Genomic DNA, 16,777 nt, shown 5'->3' on the forward strand with positions numbered 1-16,777 from the left:
TCAAGGAGCCAAGGGGCATCCCATGTTTAGACGATCCGAACAGGACAAACGTCCACAGGTGCAGATCTTCGTCGGCGGCGTGGCCGTTGCTGCGCGGCAGGGCGACACCGTCTCTGCCGCGCTGCTGGCCTCCGGCGTTGACGCACGGCGATCCACGGCGGTGAGCGGTGCGCCACGTCTGCCTTACTGCATGATGGGCGTGTGCTTCGACTGCCTCGTCACCATCGACGGCGTCGGCAACCGCCAGGGCTGCCTCGTGCCTGTCGCCGAGGGCATGCAGATCGAGATCCAGAAGGGCAAGCGGGAGATCGGAAGATGAGTGTCGCTCCCAAGCGCGAAGCCTACGACGTCGTCGTGATCGGCGCCGGCCCCGCCGGCCTCGCCGCCGCTGCGACCTCTGCCGGAGCCGGCCTATCGACGCTGCTGCTCGACGAGAACATCGGCCCCGGCGGGCAGGTGTTTCGCGCGATCGCCTCGACCCCGGTGACCGATCGCAACCAGCTCGGCGCTGATTACTGGGTCGGCGCCGATCTCGTGCAGGCGCTGCGCGCGAGCAGCGCCGAGGTGATCCATCGTGCCACGGTCTGGAGCCTCGACCGCAACCTCGAAATCGCGGTCTCGATCGGCGGCGCCTCGGCTTTCGTCAAAGCAAGACGCGTGATCCTTGCGACCGGCGCGCTGGAGCGGCCGTTTCCGATCCCCGGCTGGACGCTGCCGGGCGTGATGACCGCGGGCGCAGCGCAAACCATGCTGAAATCATCAGCGCTGGTGCCTGACGGACGCACGGTGATCGCGGGGCAGGGACCGCTGCTCTGGCTGCTCGCCGCGCAAATATTGCGGCTCGGCGGCCGCATCGACCGCATTCTCGACACGACCGCGCGCGGCAATTATTTCGCGGCGCTGCCGCACGCCTTCGCATTCCTGACCTCGCCTTATTTCGCCAAGGGCCTGTCGATGATGCGCGAGGTGAAGGCGAAGGTTCGGGTCATGTCCGGCGTCGCCGAGCTCGCTGCGTCCGGTGACGGTCAGGTTGCGAATGTCAGCTATGTCGCCGGCGGTAAGCGCGAGACCATTCCTGCCGATCTGTTGCTACTGCATCAGGGCGTCGTACCCAACGTCAATCTGGCGATGGCGGCCGGTATCGAGCACCGCTGGGACGATCTGCAACTGTGCTGGTCGCCCGTGCTGGACGCGAGCGGTAATTCTTCGGTCGCCGGCATCGCAATCGCCGGCGACGGCGCGGGCATCGGCGGCGCCAATGCCGCCGTCGTGCGCGGCCGCATCGCGGCGCGCGCCGCGGTGGAAGCACTGGCCCCCGCGGCTGCCGCAAAGCTCGCGCCCATGGCGACGCTGCGTGCCGATCTCGCCAAGGCCGAGCGCGGCCGTGTCTTCCTCGACACGCTGTTCCGCCCGGCGCCGCAGTTCCGCATTCCCGTGGGCGACACCATCGTCTGCCGCTGCGAGGAGATCACCGCAAAGGACATTCTCGATGCCGTCGCGATCGGCGCGACCGGACCGAACCAGCTCAAGGCGTATCGCCGCACCGGCATGGGCCCGTGCCAGGGCCGGCTCTGCGGCCTCACCGTCACCGAGCTGATGGCGCAGGCGCGCGGCAAGACCCCGCAGGAGATCGGGTATTACCGGCTGCGTGCGCCGGTGAAGCCGATCACGCTGGCCGAGCTCGCCGCCGTCCCGAAGAGCGACGCCGATATCAAGGCCGTGGTGCGCGGATGAGCCAAAACGTGGATGCGATCGTCATTGGCGGCGGCATCCACGGATGCTCGACCGCGCTGCATCTCTGCCTCGCCGGGCTGAAGCCGGTGCTGATCGAGAAGGACTATGCCGGCCGCCACGCCTCCGGCGTCAACGCCGGCGGCGTCCGCCAGCTTGCGCGGCACATTCCCGAGATCCCGCTGTCGATCCGTTCGATGGAGATCTGGGAGAAGATCAACGATCTCCTCAACGACGATTGCAGCTTCGAGAGTCACGGTCAGGTGCTCGTCGCAGAAAACGAGGAGGAGCTCGCGATCTGCCGCGCGCGCGTGGCTGAGCTCAATGCGCTCGGCTTCACCCATGAGGAATTGATCGATGCCGCCGAACTGCGGCGCCTCGTGCCGGCAGTGGCCGAGACCTGTCCCGGCGGCGTGGTCTCGCGCCGCGACGGCGCCGCCAATCCGGCGCAGACGACGACCGCGTTTCGCCGCAAGGCGGAGCAGCTCGGCGCCACTGTGCGCGAAGGCGCGGCCGCCAGCAACATCCGGCACCGTGACGGCCTCTGGCACGTCGATGTCGGCAGCGAGAGCTTCGCCGCGCCGGTGCTGGTCAACGCCGCAGGCGCCTGGGCCGGCAAGATTGCCGCAAGCCTTGGCGAGCAGGTGCCGGTCGAGACCGTGGCCCCGATGCTGATGATCACCTCCCGCGTGCCGCACTTCATCGATCCCGTGGTGATCCTGCGCGGCCGAAAACTGTCTTTCAAGCAGTTCAAGAACGGCACCGTGCTGATCGGCGGCGGCCATCTGGCAACGCCGTACCAGGATCGCAACGAGACGGTGCTGGATTGGAAGAGCCTTGCGATCAGCGCGCGCACGGTGTTCGAGCTGTTCCCGGTGATGCGCAGCGCCACGATCGTCCGCGCGTGGGCCGGCATCGAGGCGAAGATGAAGGACGACATTCCCGTCTTCGGCCCGAGCAGCCGCCACAAGGGGCTCTATCACCAGTTCGGCTTCTCGCTACACGGCTTCCAGCTCGGCCCCGGCGCCGGCGCCGTGATGGCAGAGCTGATCGTCAATGGCGGCACCCAGACCCGCATCGGCGATCTCGGCATCGACCGCTTCCATCGCACCACGCTCTAGCAACAAGAGGACATCATGAGCATCACCCGCAGCATCCGCACGCCCATCATGCACCGCGCCGTCGAAGCCAATGGCTTCGTCTTTCTCGGCGGCACCATCGCCGACGACACCTCGGCCTCCATGGGCGAGCAGACCCGCAACATCCTCGGCAAGATCGCCGGCTATCTGAAGGAAGCCGGCACCGACAAGTCGCGCGTGGTCAGCGCCTCGATCTTCGTCACGGATCTTTCGAAGAAGAAGGAGATGGACGCGGCCTGGACCGAGTTCTTCGGCGACAATCTGCCGACCCGCGCCACCGTCGGCGTCGCCGATCTCGGCGGCAGCGCGCTGATCGAGGTGGTGGTCACCGCGCTCAAGAGCTGATCGTCTCTCGCAACAGGCGGAGTTGCCCGTCGAGGTCGGCGCGCCAATCCCGCCGCGTCGCTCCTTGCTGCGATCAACAAAAACCCGACGCCCTGCCCCCAGCGCGTCGGGTTGAAAAAAGAAGTATCGATCCGTGATCCCAACGCTGACGTTGTGACTCGCGCCGCACCAATTGACCATTCCGGGAAACTACCGCGTGGAACCGTCCTGCGTCTGCGCAGCGCGCCGCCTACGACGCCGTGCTGCCGCCCGGTTCCAGCGACTCCCCGATCTCCAGCGGATGCGCCATGGTCTCGTGCAGCGCGTCGCGGTCGAGCTCTCCTTCGGAGATGCTGATCACGACGCAGGCAACGCCGTTGCCGATGAGATTGGTCAGTGCGCGGCATTCGCTCATGAACTTGTCGATGCCGACCAGGATCGCGATCGACTGGATCGGGATGTCGGGCACGATCGAGAGTGTCGCGGCGAGCGTGATGAAGCCGGCCCCGGTCACGCCCGAAGCGCCCTTCGAGGTGATCATGGCGATGCCCAAAATGCCGAGCTCCTGCCAGATCGTCAGATGGGTGTTGGTCGCCTGCGCCAGGAACAGCGTCGCCAGCGTCATGTAGATGTTGGTGCCGTCGAGGTTGAAGCTGTAGCCGGTCGGAATCACGAGGCCCACCACCGAGCGCGAGGCGCCGAGATGCTCCATCTTCTGGATCATCTGCGGCAGCACCGTCTCCGACGACGAGGTGCCGAGCACGATCAGGAGTTCGTCCTTGATATAGGCGATGAAGCGCAGGATCGAGAAACCGGAAAGCCGCGCGATTGCGCCCAGCACGATCAGCACGAACAGCATGCTGGTCAGATAGAACGTGCCGATCAGGGCGGCGAGGTTGAGCAGCGAGCCGAGGCCGTAGGCGCCCACGGTGAAGGCCATCGCGCCGAAGGCGCCGATCGGCGCCACGCGCACGATGATGCGGATGATGCCAAAGAACATCTTGGCGGCCTTGTCGATCGCCTCCGCGATCGGCTCGCCGGCCTTGCCGAGAAAGGCGATGGCGAAGCCCGAGAGGATCGACACCAGCAGCACCTGCAACAGGTCGCCGCGCGCGATCGCGCCCACATAGCTGTCCGGAATGATCGCCAGCAGATGCGCGACGATGCCTTCCTCCTTGGCCTTGGTGACGTAGGCCGCCACCGATTTCGGATCGATGGTGGCGGGATCGATGTTGAAGCCGTGCCCGGGCTGGAGAAGCCCGCCGACCAACAGGCCAATGGCGAGGGCTACGGTGGAGACGGTCTCGAAATAGATCAGCGACTTCAGCCCGACCCGGCCGACGCGCTTGAGGTCGCCCATCGAGGAGATGCCGTGCACCACGGTGCAGAAGATCACCGGTGCGATCATCATCTTGATCAGCGCGATGAAGCCGTCGCCGAGCGGTTTGAGCGCCTTGCCGAGGTCGGGATAGAAATAGCCGATCAGCACCCCGAGCACGATCGCGATCAGCACCTGAACATAGAGAATCTTGTACCAGGGCTGATGCCGATGATGGATGGCTGTCTGGATCGCGATCTGTGTCATATCGTGGGCCCGGAATGCACTGGACTTGCAAGGTCTGAATCCTGCAAGATTTGAATTTTGCAGGACTTGAATCGCATATGTCTTGCATCATGTGATGGCCGCCGCAGAAGCGACAATCACATTTTTGTCGGAACGCACGAAGATCAATCGCTGCACCGCAATGGGGGAAACATGACAATGACAACGAGCTCGGACGAGCAGGGGCAGGGCTATTTCCCGCGCTGGAAGCTCAAGACCTCGGGCGTGATCATGCCGGAGGAGCGGCTGTCATGGGGCCAGACCATTGTTTCCGGTCTCCAGCATTGCGTCGCCATGTCGGGCTCGACGATCATCGCGCCGCTGCTGATGGGGTTCGATCCCAATGTTGCGGTGCTGTTCTCCGGCAGCGGCACGCTGATCTTCTTCGTCATCGTCGCAGGCCGCGTGCCGAGCTATCTCGGCTCGAGCTTCGCGTTCATCGCCGTCGTCATCGCCGCCACCGGGTATGCCGGGCAGGGGCCGAACCCGAACATCTCCGTCGCGCTCGGCGGTATCGTCGGAGCCGGCGTGCTCTATGGCGTGATCGCGCTGATTGTGATGTGGTCCGGCGTCGGCTGGGTCGAGCGCCTGATGCCGCCGGCCGTCACCGGCGCCGTGGTCGCCGCGATCGGCCTCAACCTCGCGCCCGTGGCGGTCAAGGCGGTGAGCGCCAACGCGTTCGAGACCTGGATCGGGCTTGCGACCGTGCTGATGATCGGCGTGATCGCGGTTGCCGCTCCGGGCCTGTGGCGCCGCCTGCCGATCATCCTCGGCGCGATCGGCGGATATCTTCTGTACCTGCTGTTCGCGAACGGCTTCGGCTTCGGCAAGCCGATCGACTTCGCGCAACTCTCGGCCGCGCCGTGGATCGGCATGCCGCGCTTCACCACGCCGACGTTCCAGGCAGATGCGATCGTCCTGATCGCGCCGGTCGCGGTCATTCTCGTTGCCGAGAACCTCGGGCACATCAAGGCGGTCGGCGCGATGACGGGCCGCAGCCTCGATGCCTATCTCGGCCGTGCCCTGTTCGCCGACAGCCTGGCGACGATCGTCGCGGCCTGCGGCGGCGGCACCGGCGTCACCACCTATGCCGAGAACATCGGCGTCATGGCGGCGACAAAGGTCTATTCCACCCTGCTGTTCGCGTTCGCGGCGACGGTGTCGATCCTGCTCGGCTTCTCGCCGAAATTCGGCGCCCTGATCCTGTCGATCCCGGGACCCGTCATCGGTGGCCTCTCGATCGTGCTGTTCGGATTGATCGCGGCGATGGCCGGGCGGATCTGGGTCGAGAACAAGGTCGACTTTGCCAATCCCGCAAATCTCATCACCGTCGCTGTGGCGCTGACCGCGGGCGCCGGCGACCTCACGCTCAAATTCGGCGCGTTCACGATTGGCGGCATCGGCACGGCGACCTTCGGTGCCATCATCCTCTACCAGATCCTGACCTCGCCGCTCGCGCGCCGCGCGGAATGAATCCCGGCGATGCGCTGCCGGATGGAACAAAATGCCTGTTCCATCCATGATGAAATGTCCCGGAGGAAGCTCATGCCACAGACTGACCGCTCATCCACCTTTGCCTCGCGCCTGGTCGGCCAATACGCGCTGGTGACCGGTGCCTCGCAAGGTATCGGCCGCGCCGTCGCCATTCGCCTCGCCCAGGAAGGCGCGACCGTCGCCATCAATTATGTCGACCATCCCGAGAGGGCGGAGGAGTCGCTGGCGCTGGCACGAGCGGCCTCGAGCGACCGCGGCCACGGCAAGCTCGACCATATCATCGTTAAGGCCGACGTCAGCAACGAGCAGGAGGTCGCTGCGATGTTCGAAACGATTCTGGCGCGTTTCAAGCGCCTCGACTGTCTGGTCAACAATGCCGGCTTCCAGCGGGAGTCGCGGAGCGAGGCGCTCGACATCGAGACCTATCGCCGCATCATCGACGTCAATCTCAACGGCGCCGTGCTCTGCGCGCAGAAGGCGCTCGCGCATTTCGTCGCGCGCGGCGGCGGGGGCAGCATCATCAATTGCTCCAGCGTCCACCAGATCATCCCCAAACCCGGCTATCTCGCTTATTCCGTCAGCAAGGGCGGCATGGCCAATCTGACGCGCACGCTGGCGCTCGAGTTCGCCGGCCGCGGCATCCGCGTCAACGCGGTCGGCCCCGGCGCCATCGACACACCGATCAATGCGGCCTGGACCGGCGACCCCGAAAAGCGCGGCGTCGTCACCAGCCACATTCCGCTCGGTCGCGTCGGCACCCCGGAAGAGATTGCCGCCGTGTTCGCCTTCCTCGCCTCGGATGAAGCGAGCTACATCACCGGCCAGACCATCTATGCCTGCGGAGGCCTGACGCTGTTTCCGGAATTCAGGGAGAATTGGGCGAGCTAACCGCGGGCTTCGAGCAGGCCGTGGGTGATCTGGCAAAACCGGCCGGCGCAGACTACATCTGCGCCATGACGAACTCTCCGCTGGCAAATTCCCCGCTCGAACATTTCATCGGCCGGCACGAAAACCTGTTTGTGCTGACCGGCGCAGGCTGCAGCACCAATTCGGGCATCCTCGATTATCGCGACAGCCACGGCAACTGGAAGCGGACCCAGCCGGTGAACTTCCAGGCCTTCATGTCGGAACAGCACACCCGCCAGCGGTACTGGGCGCGCAGCCTGATCGGCTGGCGGCGGTTTGGCCAGGCGAAGCCGAACGATGCGCATCATGCGCTGGCCCGGCTTGAGGCGAACGGTCGCTGCGGGATGCTGCTGACCCAGAATGTCGACCGGCTGCATCAATCCGCCGGCCACCGGCAGGTGATCGATTTGCACGGCCGACTTGACTTGGTCCGCTGCATGGGCTGCGGGAGGAAGACACAGCGGAGCGAATTCCAGGACAGGCTCGGCCGCGCCAATGTCGAATGGCTGACGCTCGATGCCGCGGACGCGCCCGATGGCGACGCTGATCTGGAGCACGCCAATTTTTCGTCCTTCAGCGTGCCTCCTTGCGAAGCCTGCGGCGGCATCCTCAAGCCCGATGTCGTATTCTTCGGCGAGAACGTCCCGCGCGATGTCGTCACCGCCGCACAGGACCATCTGGCACAGGCCGACGCCATGCTGATCGTCGGCTCCTCGCTGATGGTCTATTCCGGCTTCCGCTTCGTGAAAGCGGCCGCGCAGCGCAACATTCCGATTGCCGCCGTCAATCTCGGCCGCACCCGCGCCGACGATCTCCTGACGCTCAAGGTCGAGGAGAGCTGCGAAACGGCGCTTGCATTCCTGCTCTGAACGCGCGGGCGGCGAACGCGCCTTGCCTATTGCATAGGTGCCAAGCAGAATAGCCGGGCGGGTATATCGTCCTTGCCGTCCACGGCATGGAAATTGCTGCGCTTTTGCCTCCAGTCTTGACGACCAGCACGGAGAATTTGGAATGCTTGAGGGAGCCGAGGTGCGGCTTGCCGTTGATATCGGTGGCACGTTCACCGACATCGTTCTGGACGTGGGCGAGGTGCGCAAGACCCGCAAGCTGCTGACGACGCCGCAGCGCCCCGAACAGGCCGTGCTGGACGGCATGCGGCTCATCCTCACTGACGCGCGCGCGCATATCAGCGACATCGACGTCTTCATTCACGGCACGACGCTCGCAACCAATGCCATCATCGAGCGCCGCGGCGCGAAGACCGCGCTGATCGCGACCGACGGCTTCCGCGACGTGCTCGATATCGGAACCGAGAGCCGCTACGACCAGTACGATCTCAGCATCGACAAGCCGAAACCGCTGGCGCCGCGCAATCTGCGCTTCACCGTGCCCGAGCGCATCGACGCCCACGGTGCCGTTCGCCTCCCGCTGGACGAGGAGTCGGTGCGCGCACTCGCGCCGAAATTGCGTGAGCTGAGGGTCGAGAGCGTCGCGATCGCCTTCCTGCACTCCTACGCCAATCCCGAGCACGAGCGCCGGGCGGCAGCGATCATCAGCGAGGAGCTGCCCGGAATCTCGGTGACGGTGTCATCGGCCGTGTGTCCGGAAATCCGCGAATACGAGCGCACCTCCACCGCGGTCGCGAACGCTTATGTCCAGCCTCTGATCGACGGTTATCTCGCCCGCATGGCCAATGCCTTGCAGGTCGAGCAGTTCCGCGGCGCCATCTATCTCGTCACGTCAGGCGGCGGCGTCACCTCGATCGAGACGGCGCGGCGCTTTCCGGTGCGGCTCGTCGAATCCGGGCCCGCTGGCGGCGCGATCTTCTCCGCGCAGATTGCGGCGCGGTTAGGGGAGACCAAAGTGCTGTCCTTCGACATGGGCGGCACCACCGCGAAGATCTGCCTGATCGAAAAATACCAGCCCGAGACCTCGCGCGTGTTCGAGGTCGATCGCGCCGCGCGCTTCCTGAAGGGCTCGGGCTTGCCGGTGCGCATCCCCGTGATCGAGATGGTCGAGATCGGCGCCGGCGGCGGCTCCATCGCGCATGTCGATGCGATGAAGCGCGTCACCGTCGGCCCGGAGAGCGCCTCGTCGGAGCCGGGACCGGCCTGCTATGGCCGCGGCGGCCAGCGTCCGGCGGTGACGGACGCGGACGTGGCGCTCGGCATGATCGATCCCGACGCCTTTGCGGGCGGCACGATCAAGCTCGACGCAGAACTTTCGAAACAGGCCCTGCTGCGCGATGTCGGCGAGCCGCTGGATCTGTCGGCGGAAACCGCGGCCTATGCCGTGCACGAGGTCGTCTGCGAGAACATGGCGAGCGCGGCGCGCGTGCATGCGGTCGAGCGTGGCGAGATTGTCGGCCAGCATACGCTGATCGCCTTCGGCGGTGCTGCGCCGCTGCATGCGGCGCGTGTTGCCGAGAAGATCGGCGTCTCCCGCGTGATCGTGCCGTCGAATGCCGGCGTCGGTTCTGCGGTCGGCTTCCTCGCGGCGCCCATCGCTTATGAGCTGGTGCGCAGCCGTCATGTCCGGCTCGATGATTTCGATACCGAAGCGGTCTCCGACCTGCTTCAGGAGATGGCGACCGAGGCGCGGGCGCTGGTCGAGCCCGGTGCGGCTGGTGCGCCGGTGCGCGAACGGCGGGCCGCTTTCATGCGCTATGTCGGCCAGGGTCACGAGATCTCGGTCGAGCTGCCGAACCGGCGGCTGATCACGGCCGACCTCGCGGGCCTGCGCCAGAAGTTCGAGGCCGACTACGCCGCGATGTTCGAGCGGTCGATCCCGGGCGCGGCGATCGAAGTTTTGAGCTGGTCGGTGCTGGCGACAACCGAGGCGCGCAATCCACCGCGCGTCGCGGGCGTTACGCGCAAGCCCGCCGGCAATCCGTCCGGCAGCCGCAGATTCTTCGACGGCCGTGCCGGCGAGCTGATCGAGATCCCGCTTTATCGCCGCGAGGACATGGCGCCCGGCGCGACCGTTGCCGGCCCAGCCGTGATCGCGGAGGACGAGACCTCGACCTTCGTCTCGACAAGTTTTGACGCTCATATCGACGGTGCCGGCAGCATCGTCATGGAACGGAAGGCGGCCCGATCATGAGCAAGGCAAACGGCGCGAGCCTGATCGACCTTCAGATCATGTGGCACCGGCTGATCGCCGTGGTCGAGGAGCAGGCGCAGGTGCTGCTGCGCACCGCCTTCAGCCCGATCGTGCGGGAATGCGGCGACCTCTCCGCCGGCGTATTCGACCTTAGGGGACGGATGCTGGCGCAGGCGGTGACCGGCACGCCTGGCCACGTCAACTCGATGGCGGAGTCCGTGAAGCACTTCATTGCTCATTTTCCGCTCGCGACGATGAAGGAGGGCGACGCCTACATCACCAACGATCCCTGGATGGGCACCGGTCACCTCAACGACTTTGTCGTGACCACGCCCTGCTTCAAGGACGGCAAGGTCGTCGCACTGTTCTCCTGCACCAGCCATCTCATGGACATCGGCGGTATCGGCTTCGGGCCCGATGCCACCGACGTGTTCATGGAGGGGCTCTACATCCCCATGCTGAAGCTGATCGACCAGGGCGTCGTCAACGAGACGTTGATGGCGATGATCCGCACCAATACGCGGCTGCCGATCGACACCGAAGGCGACACTTATTCGCTCGCCGGCTGCAACGACGTCGGCTGCGAGCGCCTGGTCGAGATGATGACCGAGTTCGGCATCGACACGCTCGACGAGCTCGGCGACTATATCTGCGACCGCTCGCGCGAAGCGGTGCTGGCCGAGATCGCAAAACTGCCCAAGGGCAGCTGGCGCAACACCATGATCGTCGACGGCTATGACGCGCCGGTGACGCTGGCGGCGACGCTGACGATCTCGGACGAAGGCATTCACGTCGATTTCGACGGCACCTCGGCCGCTTCGAAGTTCGGCATCAACGTGCCCCTGTCCTACACCACGGCCTACACCGTGTTCGGCCTCGGCTGTGTCGTCGCCTCGCAGATCCCGAACAATGCCGGCTCGCTCTCGCCGCTGACCGTGTCCGCGCCGGCGGGCGCGATCCTCAATGCGCCAAAACCGGCGCCGGTCGCCTCGCGCCACATCATCGGCCAGATGCTGCCCGACGTGGTGTTCGGCTGCCTGCGCCAGATCATTCCCGAGCGCGTGCCGGCGGAAGGCACCTCCTGCCTGTGGAATCTCAACGTGCGCGGCCAGACCCGGTCCGGTGCCGGCGGCAATTACGGGTTCTCGATGGCGGTGACGTCGAATGGCGGCACCGGTGCGCGCTTTGCGAAGGACGGCCTGTCCGCGACCGCCTATCCCAGCGGCGTGCGCGGCACGCCGGTCGAGATCGCGGAGACGCAGACACCGCTGATCTTCTGGCGCAAGGAGCTGCGTCCGGATTCCGGCGGGGCGGGGCGCACCCGCGGCGGCCTCGGCCAGATCATCGAAGTCGGCAGCGGTGTCGATGCGCCGTTCGACATTCTCGCGGCATTCGACCGCATCGATCATCCGCCGCGCGGCCGCGATGGCGGCCAGAACGGCGAGGCCGGCTATGTCGGCCTGAAGTCCGGCCAGAAGCTGCGTGGCAAGGGCTTTCAGCAGGTGCCGCCGGATGACCGGCTGGTGGTGATGACGCCGGGCGGCGCCGGCATCGGCCGACCCATGGAGCGAGATCGCGCCGCGGTTAGGGACGACGTCGAGAGCGGGCTGGTCTCTTCCGACAATGCGGCTGCGCTTTACGGCTATGCTCGCTGACGAAAAAGTCGTCCCGGCCTTGTCGGCCGGAACGATGCTTGACGTTACGCCGCCGCCTTCTTCCGCGCCTGCTCGGCCTTGTACAGCTCGAACTCCTCGGCGATCGCCTTGGCGATCGACGGCCGCTGGCGCAGGCGGTCGTAATAGGCCTTCACGTTCGGCCATTTCGCAAGCTCGATCGGCGGCGTTGCCATGGTCCAGTTGATCACCGTGACGAGATACGCATCCGCCACGCTGAAATGATCGAGCAGGAAGTCGCGTCCGTTCAGATAATTGTCGAGATAATCGAGCCGCGACAGGTTCTTCTCCAGCACATAGGCCTTGGCTTCCTGCGGCGCCTTGCGGTCGAGCAGGGGGATGAAGAGGCCCTTGTGCAGCTCGGTGCCGATGAAGCAGAGCCATTGGTGCAGCCGCGTGCGCTCGATGCCGGCTGTGGCGCCCAGACCGGATTGCGGAAAGCGGTCGGCGACATATTGCAGGATCGCCGCGTTCTCGGTCAGCACCACGCCCTCGTCGGTGCGCAATGTCGGCACGAGGCCGATCGGGTTGACGGTGCGGAAGTCGGTGCCGTCATTCAGCACCTTCTTGGTCGGCGGATCGACTTCGAGATAGTTCGCTTCGGCGCCGGCTTCGTACAGCGCGATGCGGCTCGCCATGGAACAGGCGAACGGCGAGAAATAGAGATCCATTGGTAGCCTCCTTGGGCAATTCCTTTTGGGTTTCGCTCAACCTGGCCAGATTGATTTTTGTACCATCTTGCATAATATGGCGCTGGTCAAGGATTAATTTGCGAAATGGTACAAAAATCGAAGCCGCCAGCTGCTGCCAATGAGCCCGAGCGCCGCGGCCAACCCGAGCGCCGCGGCCAACCCAAGCGCCGCGGCCGCCCCCGCGCCTACCAGCCGGATGTCGCGCTCGGCAAGGCACTCGACCTGTTCCGCACGCACGGCTTTGCCGCGACTTCGCTCGACGACTTAAGCGAAGCCACCGGCATGAACCGGCCGAGCCTCTATGGCGCCTTCGGCGACAAGCGCGAGCTGTACATCAAGAGCTATCAGCGCTACCGCGACGAGGCGGGCGCTTCCATGGTCGAGATCTTCCGGCAGGAGATGCCGCTGCGTCAGCGGCTGGAGCGCATCTACGCTTCAGCGCTGGATATTTATCTGTCCGGCGACACCGGCCCGCGCGGCTGCTTCACGGTGGTGACCGCGGCGTCCGAGGCCGTGAGCGATCCCGAGATCCGCGCCATGGTGCTCGACGGGCTTGTCGGGCTCGACAAGGCTTTCACGAACTGCTTCCGCCGTGCCAAGGAGAAGGGCGAGCTGCCGAAGAGTGCCGATCCCGTCGCGCTGGCGCAGATCGCCTCCGCCACCGTCCACACCATCGCCATCCGCTCCCGCGCCCACGTGCCGCGCAAGGAGCTCGAGGCGATCGTGAAGGGCGCGATCGATGTGATGGTGGGAGTTAAAGAGTAGCTCTACGCCGCGCGGATATGCGCAAGGAACCGGTCGACCTCGTCGCGCAGCCGCTGCGACTGCTTCGACAGCTCGATCGCCGAGCCCAGCACTTCTTCCGCCGCGGTGCCGGTCGCCGCGATGCCGGCGGTGACGCCGGCGATGTTCTGCGAGACCTCACCGGTGCGGGCCGCGGCCTGCTGGACGTTCTGCGCGATCTCCTGCGTCGCCGTGCCCTGCTGGCCGACGGCCGCTGCGATCGCGGCGGAGATTTCGTCGACTTGCTGGATCGTCGCGCAGATCGACTGGATGCCGTCCACTGCGCCGGTGGTCTCGCCCTGTACCGCCGTGACCTGCGCGCCGATCTCTTCGGTCGCTTTCGCGGTCTGGGTCGCCAGCGCCTTCACTTCGGAAGCAACCACGGCAAAGCCGCGGCCGGCTTCGCCGGCGCGCGCCGCTTCGATCGTCGCGTTGAGCGCGAGCAGATTGGTCTGGCCTGCGATGCCGTTGATGAAGGAGACGACATCGCCAATCTTTTGCGCGGCGTCCGCAAGGCTCTGCACCCGCGCATTCGACTGCCGGCCGTCGCTGGCGGCCTTGCCCACCACTTCGGTCGCATGCGCGAGGCGGCGGCTGATCTCGGTCATCGACGAGGACAATTCCTCCGCGGCGGCCGCAACCGTCTGCACGTTCTCCGAGGCCAGCGCCGACGCCGACGATACGTTGCGGGTCTGCTGCCGCGACTGCTCGACAATATCGGACATCGAGCGCGCGGTCTGCTCCATCTCGACCGCGGCCGCGGACACCGTGGTGACGACGTCACGGATCGACGCCTCGAAATTATCGGCAAGCGCGGCAAAGGCACGCCGTTTCTCCGCCTCGGACTGCGTCTTGGCCTCGAGCTGATCGGCCTGGAGCTTGCTGAAGTTCACGGCATTGTCGCGGAACACCGCGACCGCCTTTACCATGGCGCCGACTTCGTCATTCGCTCGGCTTTCGGGAACGTTGACATCGAGCCGGCCGTCCGCGAGCTCGCGCATCACGCTGGTGATGGAGAGGATCGGGCGCGAGATGCTGCGGGCGATCAGATAGCCGACGATCGCCGCCAGCGCGAGCCCGAGCGCGGCGATGCCGAGCGAAAGCCACCACGCGCGATCGGCGGAAGCGACATAGTCGGCATTGTCCATCACCAGCTCGACCGCGCCGAGCGGCTTGCCGGAAAAGTCCCTGATCGGGCCGAGCAGGGCGGCGACCGGCGTGCTGGCGAGCGTGCCCTGCCGCACCGTGAAATCGCCGCCGGCGGCGCGGCCGTAATCGGCCGCATCGAAGAAGCTCTTGCCCTTCAGCGTGCCACCGAACAGCTTGAAGCTGGAGCCGTCGGCGAGATGGAAGGCGATGTCGACATGGCGGTTCGTCTTGAAATCGTCGAGGAAGGACTGGCCGAAGGTCAGACCGAACTCGACGCTGCCGAGATGCTTGCCGGCTTGCGCGATCGGCACCACGCCGCGGATGCCGAGCCCGGCGACGCCGCCTTCGAGGCCGACCACGACCTTGCGCTCCTGGTTGGCGATGAGAACCGTCTTGCGGAAGCCGGAGAGGTCGTCCCCGAATTTCGCCGGCTGGTGCACGCGCAGGAACGAGGTCGCCGGCGCCACATGGAATTGGAACTGCTCGACGCCATACTCCGATTTGGTGGCGGCAAAGACCGGCCCGAACAGACCGATCAGGGCGTTGCGGTCCTGCTTCGCCATTGCATCCTGCGTCGCCGGCATCGCGGCCACCACCGTGCTCATGGCGGCGGCGCGATGGGACTCTTCCGCGATCCGCGACAGAAGTGCATCATAATGGCTGCGCAGCTCGCGCTGGTCGGCGCGGTCGATGATCCCACCGATGATCCACATCGCGCCCAGCACGGCAAACAGCGCAGTCGCTGCCGCCGTCACCGCCAGCGCAACCGTGATCCGCATCCTGAGGCCGAGGCTCGCGCGCATGTCTCTCTCGTTCTTGACCGTTGGTTAAGAACGACTATCAAATTCTCGCTAAGAGAGGGTGAACGTGGCAGGGGGCGATGGCGGTGGGGACGGATTGTTATGTGCCCGGGGCAGCCCGCCAAAACAACGGCGTCGTCCCTGCGAACGCAGGGACCCATAACCGCAGGGAGAAGTTTGACGAAGGTTTGTCGTTCAGTACTACGACTATCCGCAACGATAAATCACGCGGTATGGGTCCCCGCGTTCGCGGGGACGACACTGAATATGGCGCACCAGCGCTCGCGAAAATCTCGGCGGCCTAATACCCCCGCGTCCGATCCACTACGTTCTCCAACGCGCCGCCGGCTTCGAACTGCGCGATCTGCTCGGCGACATAGGCCGAGATCGCATCGGCGTCGGTATCGGCCGCATTGTGCGGGGTCAGCACCACCTTGGGATGGGTCCAGAACCGGCTGTCCGCCGGCTGCGGCTCCTGCACGAAGACGTCGAGCGAGGCGGCGCCCAGCGTGCCATCGTCGAGGCAGGCGAGAATATCGGCCTCGTTCTGAAGGCCGCCGCGGCCGGCATTGATCAGCACCGGTGCGCCGAGCGGGCTTTTGCGGTTGAGCTTGGTGAAGACGTCACGGTTGAGAATGCCGTGAGTATCAGGAGTCAGCGGCAGCAGGCTGACCAGGATATCGGTCTTGCGCAGGAATGCATCCATTCCGTCCGTGCCATGGAAGCACTCGACACCCCCGATGGTGCGCGGGCTGCGGCTCCAGCCGGTGACGCGGAAGCCGAGCCGGCGCAACACATTGGCAGCGTCTGCGCCGAGCGTGCCCAGGCCCATGACGCCTACCGTCACGGCGCTCGCCGGCCACTGATATTTCGGCTCCCAGCGTTTTGCGCGCTGCGAGTCCCGCAGATAAAGCTCCTGCCGGTGGTGCATCAGCACGTGCAGCACGACATATTCGGTCATGCGGTTGGTGAGATCAGGCACGGCGACGCGAACCAGCGGCACGTCGGGCAGGCTCTTGTCCGCCATCAGCGCATCGACGCCGGCGCCGAGATTGAAGATCGCTCGCAGATTGGGGAAGGAGCCGAGGTCGCCGGGCACCGGCTTCCACACTGCGGCATAGTGCACCTCGGCCGGATCGAGGCCGGCATCCGGCAGCAGCACCACGCGGCGGCCGCCGCAGACGGAATCGAACCGGGCCTTCCAGCGCTCCGGCAGCCAGTTCTGCTGCGTGCTGTTGATCAAGACGGCCAGTGTGCCCAGGGTCATTCGAAGTGCCTCGTCGGGTTCCGGTAAAGATGGCCCTCCTTGGCACGATCCGTCGGGTTTTTCTCGCAAATTTTTTCCGCAGCCCTGTCGGGGCGATGCATAGTGGATCGTCTT

Annotated in this window: 14 protein-coding genes; 10 read left to right on the forward strand and 4 right to left on the reverse strand. The window is 65.6% G+C overall.

The window, feature by feature from the left end; all coding sequences use genetic code 11:
* The first annotated feature begins 22 nt into the window (after positions 1-22).
* From JJB99_RS08165 to JJB99_RS08180, 4 genes are read left to right on the forward strand one after another with little or no spacing between them, the layout of a single operon-like run.
* Positions 23-319 carry a (2Fe-2S)-binding protein gene (locus JJB99_RS08165; RefSeq protein ID WP_200498283.1) on the forward strand — a complete coding sequence of 99 codons (297 nt, stop codon included), beginning with the start codon at positions 23-25 and terminating at the stop codon, positions 317-319.
* On the forward strand, positions 316-1,734 hold the full coding sequence (locus JJB99_RS08170) for an NAD(P)/FAD-dependent oxidoreductase (RefSeq protein ID WP_200498284.1): 1,419 nt from the start codon (positions 316-318) through the stop codon (positions 1,732-1,734). Before JJB99_RS08165 ends, JJB99_RS08170 begins: the two co-directional genes overlap by 4 nt.
* Positions 1,731-2,852, forward strand: coding sequence for an NAD(P)/FAD-dependent oxidoreductase (locus tag JJB99_RS08175; RefSeq protein ID WP_200498285.1), 1,122 nt, complete (start codon positions 1,731-1,733; stop codon positions 2,850-2,852). The genes JJB99_RS08170 and JJB99_RS08175 overlap by 4 nt, the downstream gene beginning before the upstream one ends.
* A 15-nt stretch (positions 2,853-2,867) precedes the next feature.
* Complete coding sequence (locus JJB99_RS08180; protein ID WP_200498286.1) at positions 2,868-3,215, forward strand: RidA family protein; 348 nt, start codon at positions 2,868-2,870, stop codon at positions 3,213-3,215.
* A gap of 229 nt (positions 3,216-3,444) precedes the next feature.
* Here JJB99_RS08180 and JJB99_RS08185 read toward each other — a convergent pair whose 3' ends face one another.
* The gene (locus JJB99_RS08185; RefSeq protein WP_200498287.1) at positions 3,445-4,779 is read right to left on the reverse strand and encodes a dicarboxylate/amino acid:cation symporter; all 1,335 of its coding nucleotides are present in this window, start codon (positions 4,777-4,779) and stop codon (positions 3,445-3,447) included.
* 171 nt (positions 4,780-4,950) lie between these two features.
* On the opposite strand from JJB99_RS08185, the gene JJB99_RS08190 reads away from it, so the two are divergent.
* From JJB99_RS08190 to JJB99_RS08210, 5 genes are all read left to right on the forward strand, one after another.
* Complete coding sequence (locus JJB99_RS08190; protein ID WP_200498288.1) at positions 4,951-6,270, forward strand: solute carrier family 23 protein; 1,320 nt, start codon at positions 4,951-4,953, stop codon at positions 6,268-6,270.
* 72 nt (positions 6,271-6,342) lie between these two features.
* Complete coding sequence (locus JJB99_RS08195; RefSeq protein WP_200498289.1) at positions 6,343-7,179, forward strand: SDR family oxidoreductase; 837 nt, start codon at positions 6,343-6,345, stop codon at positions 7,177-7,179.
* 65 nt (positions 7,180-7,244) lie between these two features.
* Entirely contained in the window at positions 7,245-8,066 is an 822-nt protein-coding gene (locus tag JJB99_RS08200; protein WP_200500077.1) for an NAD-dependent protein deacetylase, read from the forward strand.
* Positions 8,067-8,208: 142 nt separating this feature from the next.
* Positions 8,209-10,299: a hydantoinase/oxoprolinase family protein gene (locus tag JJB99_RS08205; protein ID WP_200498290.1), complete on the forward strand. Its 2,091-nt coding sequence runs from the start codon at positions 8,209-8,211 to the stop codon at positions 10,297-10,299.
* Positions 10,296-11,954 (forward strand): hydantoinase B/oxoprolinase family protein, encoded by a 1,659-nt coding sequence (locus tag JJB99_RS08210; RefSeq protein ID WP_200498291.1) that lies wholly within the window; start codon positions 10,296-10,298, stop codon positions 11,952-11,954. The genes JJB99_RS08205 and JJB99_RS08210 overlap by 4 nt, the downstream gene beginning before the upstream one ends.
* Positions 11,955-11,998: 44 nt before the next feature.
* Here JJB99_RS08210 and JJB99_RS08215 read toward each other — a convergent pair whose 3' ends face one another.
* Complete coding sequence (locus JJB99_RS08215) at positions 11,999-12,643, reverse strand: glutathione binding-like protein (protein WP_200498292.1); 645 nt, start codon at positions 12,641-12,643, stop codon at positions 11,999-12,001.
* A 105-nt stretch (positions 12,644-12,748) separates the two neighbouring features.
* Here JJB99_RS08215 and JJB99_RS08220 point away from each other — a divergent pair, with 105 nt between their 5' ends.
* Complete coding sequence (locus tag JJB99_RS08220) at positions 12,749-13,429, forward strand: TetR/AcrR family transcriptional regulator (protein ID WP_200498293.1); 681 nt, start codon at positions 12,749-12,751, stop codon at positions 13,427-13,429.
* 2 nt (positions 13,430-13,431) lie between these two features.
* Here JJB99_RS08220 and JJB99_RS08225 read toward each other — a convergent pair whose 3' ends face one another.
* Positions 13,432-15,399: a methyl-accepting chemotaxis protein gene (locus JJB99_RS08225; RefSeq protein WP_200498294.1), complete on the reverse strand. Its 1,968-nt coding sequence runs from the start codon at positions 15,397-15,399 to the stop codon at positions 13,432-13,434.
* Between the two features lie 298 nt (positions 15,400-15,697).
* Positions 15,698-16,663, reverse strand: a complete 966-nt coding sequence (locus JJB99_RS08230; RefSeq protein WP_200498295.1) for a 2-hydroxyacid dehydrogenase — start codon at positions 16,661-16,663, stop codon at positions 15,698-15,700.
* Positions 16,664-16,777: the final 114 nt, after the last annotated feature.

Origin of the sequence: Bradyrhizobium diazoefficiens (genome assembly GCF_016616235.1) — a bacterium.
GTDB lineage: Bacteria > Pseudomonadota > Alphaproteobacteria > Rhizobiales > Xanthobacteraceae > Bradyrhizobium > Bradyrhizobium diazoefficiens_H.